Source organism: Streptomyces sp. NPDC022552 (assembly GCF_055561875.1).
This window is the reverse complement of the sequence record NZ_JBVHGJ010000006.1, coordinates 251522-269816: the sequence shown is the minus strand read 5'-3', so window position 1 is coordinate 269816 and position 18295 is coordinate 251522. Positions and strand designations below refer to the sequence as shown.

17 protein-coding genes, 1 tRNA gene and 2 pseudogenes are annotated in these 18295 nt (G+C 68.9%); 8 read left to right on the top strand and 12 right to left on the bottom strand.

The genetic code is table 11. The features are described 5' to 3' along the window. Positions 1 to 750 precede the first annotated feature (750 nt). Positions 751 to 1065: a hypothetical protein gene (locus ACZ3OF_RS18955; RefSeq protein ID WP_467305692.1), complete on the bottom strand. Its 315-nt coding sequence runs from the start codon at positions 1063 to 1065 to the stop codon at positions 751 to 753. 68 nt (positions 1066 to 1133) lie between these two features. Beyond that, the gene (locus ACZ3OF_RS18950) at positions 1134 to 1784 is read right to left on the bottom strand and encodes a hypothetical protein (protein WP_467305690.1); all 651 of its coding nucleotides are present in this window, start codon (positions 1782 to 1784) and stop codon (positions 1134 to 1136) included. A gap of 423 nt (positions 1785 to 2207) precedes the next feature. Between ACZ3OF_RS18950 and ACZ3OF_RS18945 the strand changes: the two genes are divergently transcribed. Both ACZ3OF_RS18945 and ACZ3OF_RS18940 read left to right on the top strand, forming a co-directional pair. Beyond that, complete coding sequence (locus ACZ3OF_RS18945) at positions 2208 to 2672, top strand: hypothetical protein (protein WP_467305688.1); 465 nt, start codon at positions 2208 to 2210, stop codon at positions 2670 to 2672. A 468-nt stretch (positions 2673 to 3140) separates the two neighbouring features. Further along, positions 3141 to 4023: pseudogene (locus ACZ3OF_RS18940) on the top strand (IS5 family transposase). Between the two features lie 12 nt (positions 4024 to 4035). Here ACZ3OF_RS18940 and ACZ3OF_RS18935 read toward each other — a convergent pair. Next, entirely contained in the window at positions 4036 to 4542 is a 507-nt protein-coding gene (locus ACZ3OF_RS18935; protein WP_361681836.1) for a DinB family protein, read from the bottom strand. Between the two features lie 447 nt (positions 4543 to 4989). Between ACZ3OF_RS18935 and ACZ3OF_RS18930 the strand changes: the two genes are divergently transcribed. Together ACZ3OF_RS18930 and ACZ3OF_RS18925 are read left to right on the top strand one after the other, a co-directional pair. Beyond that, positions 4990 to 5589, top strand: a complete 600-nt coding sequence (locus tag ACZ3OF_RS18930) for a hypothetical protein (RefSeq protein WP_467305687.1) — start codon at positions 4990 to 4992, stop codon at positions 5587 to 5589. Between the two features lie 1045 nt (positions 5590 to 6634). Continuing rightward, positions 6635 to 6928 carry a hypothetical protein gene (locus tag ACZ3OF_RS18925; RefSeq protein ID WP_361681831.1) on the top strand — a complete coding sequence of 98 codons (294 nt, stop codon included), beginning with the start codon at positions 6635 to 6637 and terminating at the stop codon, positions 6926 to 6928. 347 nt (positions 6929 to 7275) lie between these two features. Here the strand turns inward: ACZ3OF_RS18925 and ACZ3OF_RS18920 are convergent, their stop codons facing one another. Continuing rightward, positions 7276 to 7986 (bottom strand): hypothetical protein, encoded by a 711-nt coding sequence (locus ACZ3OF_RS18920; protein ID WP_361681828.1) that lies wholly within the window; start codon positions 7984 to 7986, stop codon positions 7276 to 7278. A gap of 714 nt (positions 7987 to 8700) precedes the next feature. After that, positions 8701 to 9690: an NAD(P)H-dependent oxidoreductase gene (locus tag ACZ3OF_RS18915; RefSeq protein WP_467305685.1), complete on the bottom strand. Its 990-nt coding sequence runs from the start codon at positions 9688 to 9690 to the stop codon at positions 8701 to 8703. A 167-nt stretch (positions 9691 to 9857) separates the two neighbouring features. Between ACZ3OF_RS18915 and sigJ the strand changes: the two genes are divergently transcribed. Continuing rightward, the gene (sigJ, locus tag ACZ3OF_RS18910) at positions 9858 to 10805 is read left to right on the top strand and encodes an RNA polymerase sigma factor SigJ (RefSeq protein WP_467305682.1); all 948 of its coding nucleotides are present in this window, start codon (positions 9858 to 9860) and stop codon (positions 10803 to 10805) included. Positions 10806 to 12075: 1270 nt separating this feature from the next. On the opposite strand, the gene ACZ3OF_RS18905 is transcribed toward sigJ, so the two are convergent. After that, positions 12076 to 12555 carry an SRPBCC family protein gene (locus tag ACZ3OF_RS18905; protein WP_361681819.1) on the bottom strand — a complete coding sequence of 160 codons (480 nt, stop codon included), beginning with the start codon at positions 12553 to 12555 and terminating at the stop codon, positions 12076 to 12078. Positions 12556 to 12619: 64 nt separating this feature from the next. On the opposite strand from ACZ3OF_RS18905, the gene ACZ3OF_RS18900 reads away from it, so the two are divergent. Then, positions 12620 to 13213, top strand: coding sequence for a TetR family transcriptional regulator (locus ACZ3OF_RS18900; protein WP_467305680.1), 594 nt, complete (start codon positions 12620 to 12622; stop codon positions 13211 to 13213). A 314-nt stretch (positions 13214 to 13527) separates the two neighbouring features. Here the strand turns inward: ACZ3OF_RS18900 and ACZ3OF_RS18895 are convergent. Next, a pseudogene (locus ACZ3OF_RS18895) lies at positions 13528 to 14432 on the bottom strand (pentapeptide repeat-containing protein); the annotation flags it as partial. A 148-nt stretch (positions 14433 to 14580) separates the two neighbouring features. Between ACZ3OF_RS18895 and ACZ3OF_RS18890 the strand changes: the two are divergent. Next, on the top strand, positions 14581 to 14769 hold the full coding sequence (locus ACZ3OF_RS18890; RefSeq protein ID WP_467305678.1) for a hypothetical protein: 189 nt from the start codon (positions 14581 to 14583) through the stop codon (positions 14767 to 14769). An 831-nt stretch (positions 14770 to 15600) separates the two neighbouring features. After that, positions 15601 to 15681 (top strand) — tRNA-OTHER (locus tag ACZ3OF_RS18885). A 50-nt stretch (positions 15682 to 15731) separates the two neighbouring features. On the opposite strand, the gene ACZ3OF_RS18880 is transcribed toward ACZ3OF_RS18885, so the two are convergent. From ACZ3OF_RS18880 to ACZ3OF_RS18860, 5 genes are all read right to left on the bottom strand, one after another. Further along, complete coding sequence (locus ACZ3OF_RS18880; RefSeq protein ID WP_361681813.1) at positions 15732 to 16145, bottom strand: TraR/DksA family transcriptional regulator; 414 nt, start codon at positions 16143 to 16145, stop codon at positions 15732 to 15734. 239 nt (positions 16146 to 16384) lie between these two features. Continuing rightward, complete coding sequence (locus ACZ3OF_RS18875) at positions 16385 to 16762, bottom strand: toxin Doc (RefSeq protein WP_361681810.1); 378 nt, start codon at positions 16760 to 16762, stop codon at positions 16385 to 16387. 4 nt (positions 16763 to 16766) lie between these two features. Further along, on the bottom strand, positions 16767 to 17015 hold the full coding sequence (locus tag ACZ3OF_RS18870) for an antitoxin MazE7 (protein ID WP_361681807.1): 249 nt from the start codon (positions 17013 to 17015) through the stop codon (positions 16767 to 16769). Between the two features lie 429 nt (positions 17016 to 17444). Continuing rightward, the gene (locus ACZ3OF_RS18865) at positions 17445 to 17786 is read right to left on the bottom strand and encodes a hypothetical protein (protein ID WP_361681886.1); all 342 of its coding nucleotides are present in this window, start codon (positions 17784 to 17786) and stop codon (positions 17445 to 17447) included. Between the two features lie 72 nt (positions 17787 to 17858). Further along, the gene (locus ACZ3OF_RS18860; protein WP_467305675.1) at positions 17859 to 18158 is read right to left on the bottom strand and encodes a hypothetical protein; all 300 of its coding nucleotides are present in this window, start codon (positions 18156 to 18158) and stop codon (positions 17859 to 17861) included. Between the last annotated feature and the right edge of the window lie 137 nt (positions 18159 to 18295).

Genomic DNA, 18295 nt, shown 5'->3' with positions numbered 1-18295 from the left:
GCATCGAGGGTTTCGGGGCGCAGGATGGCGTACGCGCGGATGGCCCGGCCTCTACCCGCGGAGGCGAGGACCTCCTGCTTCCTCAGGGTGCTCATGCTCTTCTCCACCGAGGCCAGGCTTAGACCGAGTGGTGGACTGCTACACCTTATCGATGCAAACGAGGAACTACAGCATTCTCAGGTCAGGTTGGCCGACCGGGGAGCAATCTGAGGGAACGCCCGCTCGCGCCGGACGGACGCAACGATGAGCTCCAAGACCGACTCGCAGGAGAACGAGTCACGAGGCGAGGAGCGACATGGGCGGATAGCACCTGATCACCGACGACGAGACCCGGGACATCGCCAAGGGCTTCATCGCCGCATCCCCTGGCTGGAAGATGCCACGTGGGGCCGGGACATTTTCGGGCCTGGCTCCGACTCCTTGCGGGACTTCGACGGGGCCGTCCGAGACGACGCCGAACTCGGCGAAGGACAGCAGTGGTCCTGGACGGTCACCTTCTCCGACCCGGCCAGTACGCCACAGTCCCTCTGTCACGGGCGAGTACTCGACTCGCTCCGGAAGCGTGACGCCTCCGCGAACGCCTCGCTCCGGACGTCATCAGGCAGCAGACTCACCTCACAGCCTTCGTCGTGATCACGTGCATTCCTTGGTCGGAGCACATGATCGGACGACGGCCGCCCGAACATCCGGCGAATGCCCAGGTGAGCTACGCAATTCGAGATCTCGTTCGAGACCAGAACACAGAACGAGCTAAGGCTGTGCCAGCTTCTGGAAGAGCGCGCCGATCTCCGCCCGGTCGGCGACCAGCGGGAGGGTGTCGAAGTACAACTCCCACTCACCGCCCGGCCCGAAGCGCTCCACAATTCCGAACGGGATGTCCTTGCCCTTCGGTCCGGAGACTGTGCCGTGCCACTCCACGTAGGTCGTGGTCCTGCCGAAGGCGGCCTGGCCGGCCTTGAAGCGGACGTCCGCCGTGCCGAAGAACCGCTGGAGGTAGGCCCGCTTGCCAGTTTCCGTCGTCAGCGGAGCGTCCAGCCCCGGCCCCGACAGCCGTGCGTTTCCCATCCGGGCGAGTAGGGCGTCGACGTCCTCCCCGTTCCATGCCGCCAGGTGGTCCGGGATCTCCGCAGCCCTCAGGCGCTCAGGCGCCGGGCCCCGGGGGGGGCCGGCCCGGAGTCCGCGACGCCGTCGAACAGGCCCTCGGGCGCCAGCTCCGGGACCGTGTCCCGGAACAGGGCGTAGCGGTCGTAGTAGCGGCGGGCCTGGAGGGTCTTGCCGTCGTCCCCCAGGAGATTGCGCGCGATCTGCGGGTAGGCCACCTTGTGGCCCTTCAGCGTGACCTCGTTCCACTGGCCGAACATCATGACACCGCCGTCGGCCACCACGTCCGTGCCCCGGTAGCGCAGGTCGGGTACCAGCCTCAGGGATCCGGTGATGGAGGTGCCGATCACGGTGTGGCCGCGCTGCGGGGCGCTGCCCGCCTCCCAGAGGGTTGCCTCCTCGTCGAAGATGTCGAGATAGGCCTTCACTCGGGGGTGGCTCAGGTCCCCGATGGCCGGCGGGGCGGCGGTCGGCAGCTCACCGAAGGCGATCTGGCGCCGCATGAATGCACAGGCGTTCGGGGTGATCGGGCCCTCCAGCCGCTCGACCTTGGCGCGCGCCTCCGGGCAGTCGCCCTGGGCGGCGCTCTCCTCACCGCCCGGCAGCGCCGCCGCTGAGGTCGCCACCCCCGCGACGACCGCCGCCACCACCATTCCCACCACACCACGCCGACCCGCGAACATTCTGTACCTCGTCTCGATTCCGCCCGCTGCGGCCCGTTGCCGCTCGTGTGGACCAACATGCCCGTCCGCCGGGGAGGGGTCGACTACTCCTGGGGTAATGGCCAAGGCCAGACGGAGGTGCGAGCCTTCTGCGCAGGCAGGACAGGGGCAGAGAGCTGCGGCCCGGATACCGCCCATCACCCAGCCCGGACCCGGACCCGGCCTACCGGCGCGCCCCGGCCAGATCACCCCGGCGGGCGACCGGGCTCACCGCCGAAACGCCGCAGCTGCCGTTGAGCGCAGCGCGTCAACCCTCAGCAGGGCGGGGGCAGGCGCCTGCCAGGGCGGACCCGCGTGTGCACCTCCTACCGGTCCCAGCGGGCCCTGCCCCCGTGGAGCGCTTGGGCTCCGGTGGTGTCAGCCAGTGAGATGGCGTCCCGACACATGGCGACCGAAGACAACAACGAGCGAGAAGAGCACCGGGCGGACGGAACTGCCGAGAAGGCTGCTGCTGGTGTACGGCTCGTGGAGGACCTGGTTGCTCAGGTGCCCGGGTTCGAGGACGCCTACGAGTGCCACGTCTTCAACGAGAACGGGGTGCTCCCGCACATGTTCTTCCGGGACGTCGTGGAGGACACCGTGCGCTCGTACCTGGCGGAGGGCGGCAACCCGGACGGTCCCGACTGGCGCCGTGTCCTCGCGTTTCTGGAGGAGGAGACGCAGCGTCGCGTGCCTGGGGCCATCGAAGTCATCGTGACGTCGTTCCTCTACGACCTCCCGTACGAGGGCGAACCCGGGTACGGCGTCCAGGCGCATCTCGGGCCGGCCATGAAAGAGAGATACCTGCAGCTTCGCCACTGGTACAGGGCGGAGAACCCGGACGCTACGGGGAAGCCGCGCGGCCAGTGACAACTCGCTGGAGATTCGCCGGCTCTCAGCGCAGGTGGCAAAGCTCGCGCAGCCCGTAGTTCGGTGGCAGCGATCCCTTCTTCCGCCGCTCGATCGTCTTCCGCGTATGCGGAGTGGGTACAGGCAGCCCTGCATCAGATCGGGTTCATCCTGACCCACACGAGCGCGTAGTGGGCGGTACACACAGGCCAGATGGTCCGAGCAAGCTCCTTCGGACTCGGTGCTGCCGTTCGCCGGCTCCGGCGCAGCCTGGCCTCGGGGTCGTGTCGTGCAGGAGGGCCTTGAACGAGGGCGGCCTGAGATCTTCGGACGCGACACGTATGGGGCCGCACCCGAAGGGCGTCGCCATGCTGCGGCTGTGATCCAGCAGAGCGACGACGCCCAGCTCCTGGGCTCGATGTGGGGGGCTTGCTAGGGCCTGTCCGGCGGATCTTGTGACCGTCGTGGCTTCGGGTCGTTGGCATGAGCATGGGGCGGGGAGATCTAACGCATGAGGAGTGGGCCCGGCTGAAGCCGCATCTGCCGAAGTCCGGGCAGCGCGGCGGCCGGTGGGCCGGCCACCGCAGGGTCATCAACGGAATCCTGTACCGACTGCGCACTGTGGGGTGCCATGGCGGGATCTACCTGCGCGTATCGGTCCATGGAAGACGGTGTACGAACGGCACAGACGCTGGTCGGCGGACGGCACCTGGGACAGGATCTTCGCGGCCGTCCTGGCCGACGCCGATGCGGAAGGCCGGATCGACTGGTCGATGGTGAGCGTCGACTCGACCTCCTACCGGGCCCATCAGCACGCCGCCGGCGCTCGTAGGAAACCGCCACGAGTGCCGGGAAAAGACGCACGCCCCGGCAGCACCGCCCAGACGCGGGACTCGGACGCTCCCGGGGCGGTCTGACCTGCAAGATCCACCTCGCCGGTGAGGGCGGACGCCGCCCCCTGGCCCTGCTGATCACTCCGGGGCAGTGGGGCGACGCTCCGCAGCTCATCCCGGTCATGGAACGCATCCGTGTCGCCCGCCTCGGCGGCGGGCACCCACGCACCCGGCCCTACCACCTCGGCGGCGACAAGGCGTACTCCTCCCGCCGCAACCGCCGCTACCTGCGACGACGCCCGATCAAGCACACGATCCCCGAACCGAAGAACCAGCGGGCCAACCGCCAACGAAGAGGCAGCAAGGGCGGCCGACCCTCAGGCTTCGACAAGACGATCTACAAACGAAGGAACGAAGTCGAGCGAACCATCAACGCGTTGAAGAACTCCCGAGCCGTGGCCACGAGGTTCGACAAGCGCGGCTACATCTTCCACGGCACCGTCACCGTCGCCTCGATCCGACTCTGGCTCCGCCCATGATCTCCGCCGGATCTAGTTGCCGGTCTGGCCGTCGAGCATCTCGCGCAGGATGTCCAGGTGGCCGTTGTGGCGGGCCGTCTCCTCGGTGAGGTGCAGGAGGATCCAGCGCAGGTCGACATGGAGACCGTCGCGGACGGCTCCCTTGGCCTGGGTGTCCAGGCTGTTCCCGGCGACCAGTTCGCGGTAGCGGGCGCTCTGTTCGGCGTATTCGTCGAGCAACTGCGTGAGCGGGAAGTTAACGGCGATACGCATCTCGCGGTCGGGGTCCTCATCGGTCCAGGGGCCCCGGTCTTCCTCGCCGAGGAAGACCACCTGGAACCAGTAGTACTCGACCCAGCGGAGGTGGTTGATCAATCCGCTCATGGTCATCAGCGGTGAGCCCGGCAGGAGCGCCTTGCGGGCGTTCTCCGCGGAGACGCCATCGCACTTGGCGCGGGCGGTGTCACGTGTGTAGTCGAGAAACGTGGTGAGCTGGGTGCGCTCGTCCCACGCGGGCGGTGTGTCGTCGATTCTGGTCATCGCGCGAAGCGTCCCCGATCACGCGACCGATGTCGAAGTATTTTTCGACGGGGTCGCCGGAACATTCGAGACGCGTTTGCAGTCGGCCGAGGCAGTAGATGGCATCAACGAGGCGCCGACGAGCTGACGCGCGCATGCGCACAGCCGAAAGAATTCGACTGCCTGGGCTTGGGCAGACGCCCGAGCGCCGCAGTCCCCCACTGCGGGAAGGGCAACCGAGGCCAACCACCTGCCGCCACGCGCCAAAGTGGCGGCATGCTGATGAGCCCCACGGCTGGCAATCACAGGGCCGGCGGTCGGTCGTCGACGCCGGTCTCGTACCAGCCACCGCCCTACGAGGTGGGCCGCTCGGAGCAATCGCCATGGCGGCACCCGTCGCAGCAGGTGACGGTGGTCCCAGTGCGCGCCGGCACTTCCGGCGCTCCGACGCGCCCGAGGAAAGCTTGGGTGTCCGGACGCAACACCGCCCTGCGCAGTCTGCGCGATGTCGGGCTCGCCGCCTGGTTCGGCGGCTCCCTGATGGGCGCGGTCGGCCTCAACGGCGCCGCCGAGGCACAGAGCCATGGCGACTGGGCGCTCGGTGCGCGGACCGCCAGTTCGGGCTGGTCGCAGTGGGCGCCGGTCGGCGCGGCGGCGATAGGGATGCACATGGTCGGGACCAGCGGGCTGCTCGCCGCGAACGCGGCGCGGGTCGTCACCCAGCCCGGCGTCGCCGCCTCCACGATCGCCAAGACCGCATTGACCGGGGCCGCGCTCGCCGCGACGGCCTACACACGCATGCTCGGCAAGAAGATCGAATACGCTTCGTCCGAAAGGCTCGACGACGCCAAAGAGACCGACCGGCATTCCGCGGAGACAAAGAAGGCCGCGCGGCACCTCGCGGTCATGCAGTGGGTGGTGCCAGCCCTCACCGGCGGCCTGCTCGTCCTCAACGCCGTCCACGGCGAACAGCAGCGCCCCGCACAGCAGCTGTACGCCTTGTGGAAGCGCTACCGCCAGCCGGCGCCCTACATGCCCAACCCGGGCCGATGGCATTTCACTTCTTGACCTGGGAGCCCGTGTTCCCCGCCTGCCGGGCGACCGCAATCGGCCTGGCTCTCGCCCCCTATCGGCGGCCAGGACCCAACCGGAGCTATTTCTCACCCAGTCGGTCCATGAGCAGCAGCCCCCGCGCCTGCGACACCGTCGCTGCGGTAACTCAGCCGCTGCCGGCTCGCGTTGATCTCACAGCTTGCCGCTTCGCATGCCGGTGCCCCGGCTTTCGCAGTGGACTTGCAGGAGCCGGGGCACCGGTCGGTGGGTGAGCGGCGGTGGTGACGGCCTCGGGACTCGGCGTCGATCGAGCGGCCGAGGGTCGTAGCGGAGGATCGCCCTGTCGGAGTGGTTGACGCCTCTTCGAATGATGAGGACGGAAGCTCCAGGAACCGGACGCGTCTCCTCGCTCGCCCCGCCCCGAGTGTCCCCGACATGTGGCGCGGGAGTTGCCGGACCACCCGAGGCGTGGCGAGAGTTGGCGGCCGGCGATGAGCGTCGGACGCCGGCTGCGCATTTGGTCGACCGGGCAGGTCCTGGTGGTCGTCGTTCCCTGGGCACCGCGGGCGAGCTTTCCCCTTGCGGTGTCTCCTCCCCAGTGTCAGAACGATGCCCTTCTTGACCGCACATCCGAACGTACGCCCCATGAGGGAGCTGGGTGTCGTGGACGATGGGGGTGTAGATGTTCGCCGGGTGGGCTCCGCTGCCGGCCACTGTCTTGCCGCCGAGGGATGCTCGAAGCCACTGGGTTCGGCGCCGTTGACGTCAACAGCGGACGTCAATCCCGCGAGTCGGCAGACCCCCAATCAGCGCTTCTTGCGGAGCGGCCTCGGCTTCCTTCATCTTCCACCGCTCCACCCCGCACGCGGACCATGGTCCCTGGTGCTGGCGCACCGCGAGCTGCCGATAATCGCCTTGCTCCGGCAGCGGTGGCTCCGCACACGAGCGCGACGCCCTCTGGCGACGAACCGACGTCGCTCTGTGAACTCACCTGATTACCTAACGCTAGGATCGCGGACGTTGCCGCAGCCACGCGGCGGACCGAGATAGGGGCATCTGGATGGCCATCATCGTCACCTTCGACTTTCCTGACGCCGGGCAGGAGCTTTACGACGCAGTCATCGAACGCGTGACCGGTGGGCAAGGCTTCACACAGTTCGCAGACCTGCCGACCACAGGTCTTGTCTCTCACGCGGCGGGTCCGGTTGACGGAGGGTTCCGCGTGACGGAGGTCTGGGAGAGCGCGGAAGCCCTCGAAGCCCACGCGAAGACCTTCGGTCCGATCCTGGCCGACCTCGGCCATACCGACGTGCAGCCCACGATCATTCCGGCGCACAACGTCGTCGTCCGCTAGGGAGGGTTCAGGCTGCGCCCGAACGTCGCCGAGTACCCCGGACGCACCAAGCCTGGGGCAAACATCCTTGGATCGAGGGGGAAGCGCAATGCCGACGCCCCGAGTAGGTGTTCAGTGGGCCGTGACCGAAGTCGGGCTTGGGGAAGGTTCGACGAGGGCGCCCAACCGCGGCGCCGGGCCGGTCGTGCGGCCCTCCAGCAGCTCGGGCATCGCGGCCTGGTGGCGGGCAGTCCCTATACGCGGATCCAGGCCGGGCCTTGATGGTCAGAGAGTCGGACAGAGATGAGGAAGACGAAGTCTCTGCTGACTCGGGGCTCAGGGAGGCCTCCAACCACCAGGGGGAGCCGTCATGGGCGAGGGGAAGGAAGTGGCAGGGTGGCGCCTTCCCCAGGGTCGTTCACCGGGCGGCGGGCGGCGGGTAGAGGTCCCGGCGTCGCTTGCACCGTGCCGGCAGGGGGCCGCGGATCGGCGGACCGCACTCGTGCGGCGAGATCCTCGTAGGAGACGGGCGGTCCGGCGAGCCGGCGCAGTGTGGCCAGGCCCAGACTGTCCTGGGCCAGAGCCTCAACCTCAGGGCCGGGCAGAACATAGAAGGCCCACTGGCTGATGTCGAGCGGATCGTATCCGGCGTGGTCGGGGGCCGTGTGCAGAGCGAACACGTAGACGTCGGCGTTGTAGGTGGGCTCCGCCGCCCCACCAGTCTGCGGGCTCCAGGTGCGGCCCCTCAGCCGCGTGAAACGAATGGACGTAGGGCCACGCTGGTCCCATGCCTGGACGTAGGCGCTGGCCTTCACCTCCACACGCAGCCCGTCGCCGGTCAGGACGTCGAAGCTCTCCCACTCCACGTTCCGCACCCGCGCCCCCAGCGCCCGGTGCACCAGGAATTCCGCGAGCAAACCCCGTGTGGTGTTGGCCCGCAGGTCCGGCATCGCGTACCGCCAGAAATCCATCACCTTGAAGTGGCCCGCCGAACCCGGCGTACCGGTGAACGCTTCGTCACCGCGCAGAGGCTCGAGCACCGGCGCGACCCGCCGGCCGAGAGCGTCATCAGAACCCATATCCACAACAGACAGGATTCCAGCCCGGATCCGGTGGCGCCGCCGGTGAGGTCGATCCCGCCGGCCTTGGCCTGGTCAACGGTGCGGCCGTGGTGCAGGCCGACCGCAGCCGCCGTGCCGAGGCCAGCCCTTGCAGGGAAGGTTGTCGGTTTGGTGCTGGGCGCGGAGAGACTCGCGCACCGTGGGCTGCTGACAGTTCACGATCCAGGAACCGGCGCAGCGGAGAACGGGGACTCCTCGACCACGCCCGAGCCCGCCACGGACCCACCGCCGCAGCCGCCTACCGACGTTCGTCGGATTTGTCCATGCCAGCGTGATTCTGATGGGTAGCCGTATACGCATCCTCTCCCGCAGAAGGCGTCAAGCCGGGCCTTACGCCCGTGAGGAGATGACTCGTCACCTCTCCTCGAGGCAAGCCGCGTGCTCGGCAGGGCTCTTGATGCGATGTTCGCAGCGTGCTTGCGGTCCACACACGCGCAGCTCACCGGCTGGCCAGGTGGCTTCGCACTTCGGTCTCGTCGCCCTCGTCGTACGTGCCTCCGGCCCAAGGGCGGAGTCGTTTCGGCGGGTGCCGCGGCGGAGCCCGGGTCCTGGCCTGCGCCGCCCGCCCCAGCCGCCCGAGGCCGCGGTGTTGTTGTTGATGGTGGCCTTGTCCTTGATGGTGGCCCGCGCCGCACGGCCCCGCCGGGCGGGGCGGCGCAGGGCCCGTTGACCTTACGGTTCGAGGTCGACGACCCCCTTGCCGCCCAGGATGTCCAGCGGCACGGAGACCTGGTCGTGCGTGATCAGCCATGCGCCGTCGATCTTCCGGAAGCAGAAGGTGACCCGGACCCACATGCCGCCCGCCGACATCCCGTCGGGCAGCGCGCCGCTGAGGCGGCCGAAGCCGTGTGTGAACGCCACGTCTTCGCCCACCGTGGACATCAGGTCGCGCACCTCGTAGGTCACTTCCTGGAAGAACGTGAACACGTTCGCCCAGTTCTTGAGTTTCGCGTCGATCCCCACGTGCTGGAGCGGCGGATCGATGTCGAAGGACACGACGTCCGTCGAGTAGAGCCGCCTCAGACCCTCAAGGTCCTTGGCCTGGATCGCGTCGATGATCCCGTCGATGTGGCGGCGGATCGCGGCTTCGTCCGTCTCGCGCTGTGTGGGGGTGGCCGGCCGTCCTTCCGTGCTCTGGGCGACGACGTGATCCAGCAGTGTGTCGAGGGCGCTGACGTGGTGGGCGGCCGGCTTGAGTGTCGCGTGGTCCTCGAAGTCGGTGTGCAGGGAGAGCGAGACCTGCGGGGTCACTGGACCCATCTGGAGGAGCTCGCACAGTGCCCGCAGCTGCCGGGCCGCATGGGCGCCGCCGCCGGCGCCGTAGGAGACGAACCCAACGGCCTTGTGGATCCACTCCGCGTACAGGTAGTCGATCGCGTTCTTGAGCACGCCGGGGATGGAGGCGTTGTACTCGGGGGTGACCATGACGAATCCGTCGAAGCGGGCGATGGTGTCAGCCCATGTCCGGGTGTGCTCGTGCTGGTACCGCCCGGCGAGCGCGGGCAGCGGCTCGTCCAGATGCGGCAGCGGGTGGTCGAGCAGGTCGATCACCTCGAATGCGGCGTCGCCGCGGCCGGCCGCCCGCTCGTGGACCCACCGCGCGACCTGGTCGCCCTTGCGGCCGGGGCGGGTGCTGCCGATGAGTATTCCGATCCTGGTCATCGCTGTCTCCTGAGGTGTCCCACCCGGGTTCTCCGGGCCGGTGGCGTCTGAGCGGTATGACGACACGACCCCGCGGAACGTCAGGGAGAGTCGACGACCTGACAATCGGACGTGCTGTCTCGTCGGACCGCCGAGGGACGATCCGAGATCAGGGAGGCACCGGACCCATGACCGATCACGCGAAGTCACGACACGACGAGTCCGACGCAGGCTTGGACGCGATCATCAGCGAGCGGCGGCGGCTGATCGGTCTCGCCTACCGGCTCCTCGGTTCCCTGGCCGAGGCTGAGGACGCGGTCCAGGAGACCTACACCCGCTGGTACGCCATGTCCCGACAGCAGCAGGACGCAATCGAGTCCCCCGGCGCATGGCTGACGACGGTCGCCACCCGCGTGTGCCTGGACATCCTCGGCTCGGCGCGGGTACGGCGCGAGCGTTACATGGGCGAATGGATCCCAGAGCCTCTGTCCGAGCGGACCGACTGGATCAGCGGACGCGCAGGCCACGCCGCGACCGGTCCCGCGGACCCGGCCGACCGGGTCACACTCGACGAGTCGGTGAGCATGGCGTTTCTCGTCGCCCTCGAATCCATGACCCCGGCTCAGCGCGTCGCGCTCATCCTGCACGATGTCTTCGGCTACCAGTTCGCCGAGATCGCCGGGATGACGGGCCGCACCTCGGCGGCATGCCGCGAACTGGCTTCCTCCGCCCGGCGCCGCGTCCGCGCCTCCCTGCCCCCTGCGGCTCCGGCAGCCCACCAGGCGGCCCTCGTCAGGGACTTCAAGGAGGCGTGGGAGGCGCAGGACATCAACGCCCTCGTCAGACTCCTCGCCCCCGGCGCGACGTTCACGGCGGACGGCGGCGGCGTGGTCGCCGCCGCGCTCCACCCGATTGAGGGCGGCGAAGGGATCGCGCGCTACCTTACCGACCTCGCCGTCCGGGCGTCCGACGGCCTCACGGTCCTGGAGCGCACGGTCAACGGCCGGGCCGGTCTGGTGATCGAGCACGAAGGCGTGACCGTGGCCGTGTACGCGTTCGACGTCGCGGACGACCGGATCACGCACATCTGGGCAGTGCGCAACCCAGACAAACTCCGCCCGTGGACGGCAGGCTGACCGGCTGGACTTCGACGGCGCGGCACGCACTGCAACCAGGCGCTCGGCGGCCCGCACGACGGGGTCGCCGACGCCTGATCGAAACGCTCGACGCACCCGGCCCTCACTCGGCCCCGTTCGATCTCCTGGAGTACTCGGAGTCAGCGCTGTGGGTCGCCTCTTCCCTGGGCCTTCCCGGCCGGACCTCCAGCATCGCCCCCTCCCTGCCGGCCGGAAAGCACGAACGCCTCGTCGATGCCGCACGCCTCCTGAGGCAACGCACCACCGGGACCCTCCTCGCCCGCCTGCTCGCCGACGACATGCAGCACACCGGCCACCACCAGGGCCCTTCCAAAGTTCCAGCCCAACCCACCCGCTGCCTCCGCCGTCACCCAGCGGCGACCGCGGAGCCGGAGACTCGAATAGCTCATTGCCGCCGGAGCTGAGCAGACGAGCAGATTGACCCGGGGGGACCCGTAACGATCAGGGGCCGCTACGTGGCTCTGGGGAGGGCGGTGAGGCCGGATCGTTGAGTAGACCCTGGACGTGAGTGGGCCCGCCACCGGAGGGTTGGCGGGGCCGAGCCTGGTGTCGGGGGCGGCACGGGGCTCACCTTTCGGCGTGTGGCACAACCTCGTCCGGGAAGGGCGCGAGGGCACCAGGACTCCCGGGCTGGGCCGTACGAGAATCATGCTGCCGGATGAACCTCGACCTTTCTGAGCCTCTCCCCCGGGCGTGGTCAGCCGCTGCGGCGGCGGGTGCGGATCGCGATGATCACGGTGTCGCAGACCATCGCGACGGCGCCCAGGACGGCGAGCGGCCAGGTTCCTTCTGGCGGGATGTACTGCCAGGTGATGCCTGCGCTGATCCCGGTGGCGAAGCGCGATTCCGGTGCCGGAGGGGTAGCGCAAGGGGATGGTGAGTGAGCGGCCCGGCCCGGGTTCCGGTCCGGCGGCGGTCATGCGATCCTGAAGCGACATCGGGTGATCTCCGTTCTGGTGATCCCCACTGAGGGGTCCGGTCCGGCAGCAACGGCGCTACCCTCGCCCAATGGGCATCAGCCAACGGAGCCCATCAACCAACGTTCAAACGATCCGAAGAGAGCGCCCTAGTACCGGGCTCTGTGCGTGTTGCCCGAACTGCTTCTGAGGTCTCCCTGGACAGTGCGAGACCTCGGTCCTCCGAGGACCGAGGTCACGTGCTGTCGACTGGCGCAGAGGTTAGCGAGGGCCGACGCTGAAGCGCTGAGCCAGCCCCTGCGCCAGGAGGCCGTGGCCACATCACTGCCCGGTCAGTGAAGCCTCGTGGCGAGGGCCCGGAGCAGCCGGACGTACGGGGACCAACGGGCCCGCCGGACGGGGCGCTCGGCGAGGTCCAGGCTGTCCTCCAGCAGGGCGTCATGCATCCAGCGGTAGGCCAGCGGCCAGCTCAGCCGGGCCAGGCCGCTGACCCGCATCGAGAGAGTGTGCCGCAGTAGCGTCCTTTCCTCGTCGACGGGCAGGACGGCGTACTCGTGGAAGCCGTGGAAGCCGCGCGGGCCGGTGAAGGTGAAGCGGATCCAGGTCCCCGGGACGTACGCGGCGACGGTGTAGCGGACCGGTCCGTGGCCGCCCTTCGCACCTGCCGACAACGGGCGGTCAAATTCCATCGGAGGCCAGTTGTCGTACGGCCAGAGCCGGTCGGCCGTTCCCGCGGACAGGGAGTCGAGGATGGCGCCGGCCTCCTCGGACCCCACCGACAGCAGGCGTTCGTGCACGTTGTGGACGGGCATGGATGTCCCCCACCCTTCAATTGGAGAGCAACCTCTAATTGATATGGAGAGTACTCTCTGATTCATGCCGAGACCACCCCGCTTCGACACCGGCGAGCTCCTCGACGCCGCCGTCCTCCTCGCCGCCGACGGCGGACCGGCGGCCGTCACCATGTCCGCGGTCGCCCAGGCCGTCGGAGCGCCCAGCGGATCCGTGTACCACCGCTTCACCGGGCGCCCCGCACTACTCGCCGAGGTATGGCTGCGCACTGTCGAAGGCTTCCAGGAGGGGTACCTCGCCGCCCTCGACGGCGACCCCGATCCGCGGCGGGCCGCCCGCGCCGGCGCCCGGCACGTCGTCGCCTGGAGCCGGGCCCACCCCCGGGAGGCGGCGCTGCTCCTGTACGGTGCCGAGGAGTTCGGCCGCTCCGGCTGGTCCGAGGAGCACCGGGAGCGCGCCGACCGAGGCAACGGGCGAGTGTTCGCCCGCCTCGACGAGCTGGGCACGGCTGTCGGCGCGACCGGGTCCGAGGGCCGGGACCGGATCGTCCTGGCCCTGATCGACCTGCCGCTCGCCGCGATCCGCCGACACCTGCGGGCGGGCCTCCCGCTGCCCCCACACGCCGAGGACCTGGCCGAGAAGTCGGCCGCCGCGCTACTCGGGGAAGGAACGGCCTGACGGCCGGTGGGCAGTGAGCCGTCGAGCCCGGCATAGTTGATCATGGGCGAGTGATGGGGATGCTTCTCGCGCAGCGATCATCAGCGACGCCGGATCACGGGCCTGTCGGGCAATGGTGACCGCTGAACTCATCACTGAGGTGGCCGAGGGGGCGGTTGACGCCGATGCGGAACCCGTCCTCGGCGACGGCTTCCGCATCACTCTCGCCGGAACGCAGTACACCAAGCCGAGCAGCGGCACCACACGGGCCACCGGGGGATGTCGTACGGCAGGTTGCCTGTCTGGCCCTTGAAGTTCGATGCCTCGTGAACCGATCAGCGCTTGACGGGGTTGCGGACCGCGAGCACGGCGAGGCCGAGCAGGATGGGTTCGGTGAGGCGGGACGTCATCTCGATGTAGGTGCCCGCGGTGGTCAGGTCCTGTCCTGAGGAACGGAACACCACCGAGTTGAGCGTGACGTTCAGGGCCTGGGCGAAGCGTTCGCTGGTGAACCTGTTGCCCTGCGGGTTCTGGGGATCGGGCTTGTCGATCTCGAAGGTGACCTTGGCGCCGTCGGCCGGGGCCGTCCCGGTGAGCTCCTGCTTCGGGGAGCCCTGGGCGATCCCGAATCCCATCAGGAGCAGCACCGTGGCGAGCATGGTGGCAGCGAGCCAGTACAAGGCACGCGAGGCACGGAGCCCGTAGCCGGACAGTGCCCAGTAGGCGGTCAGCAGGCCCCGCTCGCTTCGGGGGATGTCGTCGGCGTGCCGGCGCATCTCCATCTCGCCGTAGTAGAAGTCGGCGGCGCCGGGCTCGTGCTTGCCGTCTTCGAGCGAAGCGCGCGGTACACCGGCGCCAGTTGCAGCGGCCCGACGCGTCCGGCGCCGAACACGGCCACGTTCCAGCCCGGGACGGCGCCTGTTTGAGTCGCGCGCCAGTGGTGCTCTTCGGCGAGAGTGCGGCGAGGGGTGAACCGGATCGGCCGCCAGCGCCGCCAATGCATCGCGGGCGGGGCCGTGTCGAAGACGCAGGCGCCCTCCAGCCGAATCTGGTCCAAGTGCACGGTTCCGACGAACAGACACCCCGACAGATCGACGTCAGCCAGGACCAGATGGGCGGCGTCCACGCCACGCAGAGACACCACCCGCACGCCGGCATCAAGCGCGGCGGAGAGTATCGCTTCCGCCAAGGGCGGCCCGTTGAGAGAGGTGAATGGAGGTCTCCCTGCTGCCCGCACGGGTCGCCTACCTCATCGCCGCAGGCAGTACTAGGTCTCCGTGAGGGCGCAGGCGGCCGGCATCGGTCCCGTCTCGACCCACCTCGGGCCGTCGGAGGGCTTGACGCCAGCCTCGTGTCGCAGTGCCATGAACACAGATGGAGGGGGCGGGATGAGCGACGAGGAACGCGACACCGAGAGCCAGGGCGCCGTTCCCCCACGGCGCCCGAGCCCCATGGACTTGCCGGGCACTGTCTGGACGGTGCTGCTCGCGCTGCTCGTGCTGGGGCTGTTCCTGTACGGGCTCACACGGGGCGAGGGGGGCGGAGGACACCCCGATGGGTACACCGGCTGGCATTGAGCGGATAGGCGCGGGCCGAGCCCGGCCGACCGGAGACAGCGATCACTCACACCTCGACAGCCCGCCATCCTTGGAATCGAACCTGCGCACGAAGAATTGTCGACCTGGGCCAGGGTGAGGCTGGGGTCGTTCGCCATCCGATGCGCCGCCGTGTGCCGCAGATCGTGCAGGCTCCAGTTTGTGCCAGCCTTCTCGTGCGCGCGCTGGATCACCCGCCTCATCGCCCAGTAGGTCACAGGTCCCTCACAACCCCGTCGCGTCCGGAAGACCGGCTCATGCGCCGCGGGCAGACCCGTCGGCCCGTCGGGCTCACGGTGAGCCAGAACGGCTCGCCGCCCGGCGGACTCGGGGACCGTTTGAGGCACCACGCGTGCCCCAGCGACCTCGTCTGCGCCCAGCGATCCTGGACCGCGACGTACGAGGCCCTCGCCCGGCCCGGCACCACCCGGCTGCGCCGCCGCCTCCTGCCTCGCGTCCAGCCCCACACAGCCGACTGGTCCGCGGTCACCGAACTCACAAGAGCGCTCCGGTACTGGCAGCGCGATGCCGAGGGCCTTTGCCACCGTAATCCGCCTCCGTGCGCTCGCCCTCTACGGCATCCAGTCGAGCGCAGGCGTCGGTCCCAACCGGGGGCTCGCCGCCGTGGCTGCTGCCATCACGCCGCCCGGCACCGTTCTGGCCAGCTCGCGCCTGGTTCGGTCGCCTGCGGTCCTTGCCCCTATGCGTGGGCGGAGGCCGCTCGCTCCAAATGAAGCGTCGGACCACCGGGACCTGCCTCGGCGGATACTCGGGTGCCCTGGCCACGGGCCGCTCAGTACGCTGCTCCAGGCAGTCGCCTTCGTCTAGGGGCCAAGGACGACGTACACAGGTTCGCGCAGATGCGTCACCCGGGTTCGAATCCCGGCGGCGACTCCTCCTCGCGAGGCCAGTGGACACCTCGACTTGACACAGGTGGGCCGGCGTCAGGCAGCGCGCCGCCCTCGGCGCGGGTCGGACCGGGCACAGCTGACACAGGTGGTTGCCGCCGGACGGATCTCCAGGCGTTCAGGCGGAATCCTCTCGCCACAGCCTTCGCACCGTCCATACTCCCCTCGTTCGAGTCGCTCCACTGCCCGGTCCAGTTCCTCCATATGCTCCCGCACCTGCGCCATCAGGGCGGCCACGTGCGCTCGCTCGAAAGCGGTGCTGCCGCCTTCGGGATCGTGCTCGTCGTCGACCGCGATGAGGGTGTTCGAGGCGACGATCTCGTCGAAGTCGCGACTCAGTGCTGCGGCACGCTCAAGGGCGCCGGCGCGGTCGGCCGCAAGACGGGCGCGAGTGGTCGCCAGGGCGGCCGGACCGGGCCTGCCCTCGCTGATGTGGGATGCATCGCCCATGATGCGACAACGCCGAAAGGTGGTTTCCCGATTCCCCGGTGGCTGCGTAGGTTTCCAACGGTGCGGCGAGGACGTACTGGAGGACAGTGTCCGATGGCGGTGCGTGTGAATGGTGGGTGCCGGCCAGGCCGCACCGGGCCGTCCATGGCGACCGCTGCGGCTGTGAACGTGACCGCCGGCCGAAGCCCGGGCGGCGCAGGGCGGCGAGGCTTCTACGACCCTCAGCCATCGACTCGATTTCAGGAGGAACTCAAGGACCGCAGGCGGTCGGCGATGTCGTAGGAGTTCAGCCGTAGTGCGCGGATGTCGTTGACCAGGTCGCGCCACGGCTCGAACGTGGTGTCCACACGGTTGCCGGACGCCTCGAGGTACGCGATGGCGATGCCGTACCCGTAGAGCTCGTTCCGGGCCGGGAGCGGACGTAGCAGGACGCATTCCTCCAGGAACACCGCAGCGCGCCAGAAGGCATCCGGGTCGGCCTGGTCGAGACGTGGGGTGTTCACCCGGTGGCGGGCGGCCATGCCGACGAGTACCGAGAGGTCGTTGACCGTGAGGTCCTTGCGGAGGATGTCTTCCTGGCGCTCCAGGAGCCATCGGTGGTCGATGTGCAGATCCACAGGTTCAGGCCGCCCGCGGGGTCTCGTGCTTCGTGGCCGGCAGCCCGCCGAATTCGGCGTCGAACCGGTCCATGACGCCCGGAGAGCTGATCGCGCGGCGGAAGGCAGCCGTCGCAGTGTCCTGAAGGCGCTCCTGCTCCTTCTCCGCGGCCACCTGCGCGAGGTAGTCCTTCATGGACATGCCCGCGCCGTCGGCCAGCGCTTTGAGCCGGTCCCGTGTCGTGTCGTCGATTTTGACGGTCGTGTCTGCCATGCTCCAAGTATGCCGTCCGGTATACCGACCTGGCTACCCCGGATTGTAGGGCCCCCGGTATCGGAGGCGTGGAGGTGGGGTGGCGGCCTGCCCATGGTCACTCCGGATCGACGCAAAACCGCCGGGCGCAGCGTGGTCCGCAGGCCCGCTGCATCGCCCAGCTGTCGAGACGTACTCCCCCATGGAGTGCGTCGGCCCACCCGGCGGAGCTCCAGGGGGAAGCGCGACGCTGCCGGCACACCGCCCAAGACGTGCCTCGCCAGCACTCGACCCCGATCCGAACACCCCGCAGCGGCCTGCCCCCCTGAAGCCAACCAAGACTGCACGAACGCCTGGAGGATGTGGGAGGAGATCGTGCCGCTCGGCTATCAGGACAGCTACCAGCGGGTTCGCGCCTATTTCCGAAAGAGCGGCTCTCGCCAGGCCCCGTCACGGCTCGGCCACCGTCACCCCGGATCGTCGCCGGATGGATCCTGCGCCGGCGACGAGACCCTCACCGAGACGGAGCACCTTCGGCTGAAGGTTGTTCTGGTCCACTGCCCCGAGCTTGACGCTCTCACCGGCCACGTCCGCTCCTTCGGGCAGACGCTCACCGAGCGCCGGGGCGAACGGCTGCCGCAGTGGCTCGATGCCGTCCGGCGAGACAACCTCCCCGGCCTCCATACCCTCGCCGCAGGCATCGACCGCGACCGCGATGCCCTCATCGCCGGCCTCACCCTGCCAGGAGCTCCGGGGTCGTCGAAGCCACGTGAACCGGATCAAGATGCTCAAACGCCAGATGTTCGGCCGGGCCGGCTTTCATCTGCTCCGCAAACAGGTCCTGCTCTGCTCGTGATGCACTGGTCAGACCGCATCATCAACGAGCCCGAAGCCTTCCGGGAACCCTTCCAGGAACTCCTGCCGCGCGGGTTCGGACTCGGCTGCGGCCATCGTCCCGAGCAGATCGATCAGTTCGCTCCGCTGGTCGCTCGACAGCTTGCTGACCAGGTGGGCGACACCCTCCAGGACCTTGACGGCGTCGTCCGGATCCATCTGCTCGTCGTCACTGCCCTCGATGAACCACAGGACATCGACCAAGGCCGCGGCCAGGGCGTGGGTCAGAGACAAATACACGGGCATGAAGGTGGGCTCCCAGCAGGTCACGGCAGCAGAGTCCGGCCATCCCACCACACGTCACTGACATCACACTCAGTCAGCCCTCCACGGAAAGTGAGCCAGAACCCGAGAAGGCTCTGGCTCAACTTCTGTGGTGAGTGCCGAAGCCCCAACGCCAGAACCGC

Excerpts from the sequence above, each read along its gene's own strand:
- ACZ3OF_RS18880 (WP_361681813.1), bottom strand. The coding sequence starts at position 16,145 with ATGGGCGATGCATCCCACATCAGCGAGGGCAGGCCCGGTCCGGCCGCC.
- sigJ (WP_467305682.1), top strand. The coding sequence starts at position 9,858 with ATGACCGATCACGCGAAGTCACGACACGACGAGTCCGACGCAGGCTTG.
- ACZ3OF_RS18915 (WP_467305685.1), bottom strand. The coding sequence starts at position 9,690 with ATGACCAGGATCGGAATACTCATCGGCAGCACCCGCCCCGGCCGCAAG.
- ACZ3OF_RS18945 (WP_467305688.1), top strand. The coding sequence starts at position 2,208 with ATGGCGACCGAAGACAACAACGAGCGAGAAGAGCACCGGGCGGACGGA.
- ACZ3OF_RS18870 (WP_361681807.1), bottom strand. The coding sequence starts at position 17,015 with ATGGCAGACACGACCGTCAAAATCGACGACACGACACGGGACCGGCTC.
- ACZ3OF_RS18955 (WP_467305692.1), bottom strand. The coding sequence starts at position 1,065 with ATGGGAAACGCACGGCTGTCGGGGCCGGGGCTGGACGCTCCGCTGACG.
- ACZ3OF_RS18900 (WP_467305680.1), top strand. The coding sequence starts at position 12,620 with ATGCCGAGACCACCCCGCTTCGACACCGGCGAGCTCCTCGACGCCGCC.
- ACZ3OF_RS18935 (WP_361681836.1), bottom strand. The coding sequence starts at position 4,542 with ATGACCAGAATCGACGACACACCGCCCGCGTGGGACGAGCGCACCCAG.
- ACZ3OF_RS18920 (WP_361681828.1), bottom strand. The coding sequence starts at position 7,986 with ATGGGTTCTGATGACGCTCTCGGCCGGCGGGTCGCGCCGGTGCTCGAG.
- ACZ3OF_RS18925 (WP_361681831.1), top strand. The coding sequence starts at position 6,635 with ATGGCCATCATCGTCACCTTCGACTTTCCTGACGCCGGGCAGGAGCTT.
- ACZ3OF_RS18905 (WP_361681819.1), bottom strand. The coding sequence starts at position 12,555 with ATGCCCGTCCACAACGTGCACGAACGCCTGCTGTCGGTGGGGTCCGAG.
- ACZ3OF_RS18950 (WP_467305690.1), bottom strand. The coding sequence starts at position 1,784 with ATGTTCGCGGGTCGGCGTGGTGTGGTGGGAATGGTGGTGGCGGCGGTC.
- ACZ3OF_RS18890 (WP_467305678.1), top strand. The coding sequence starts at position 14,581 with ATGAGCGACGAGGAACGCGACACCGAGAGCCAGGGCGCCGTTCCCCCA.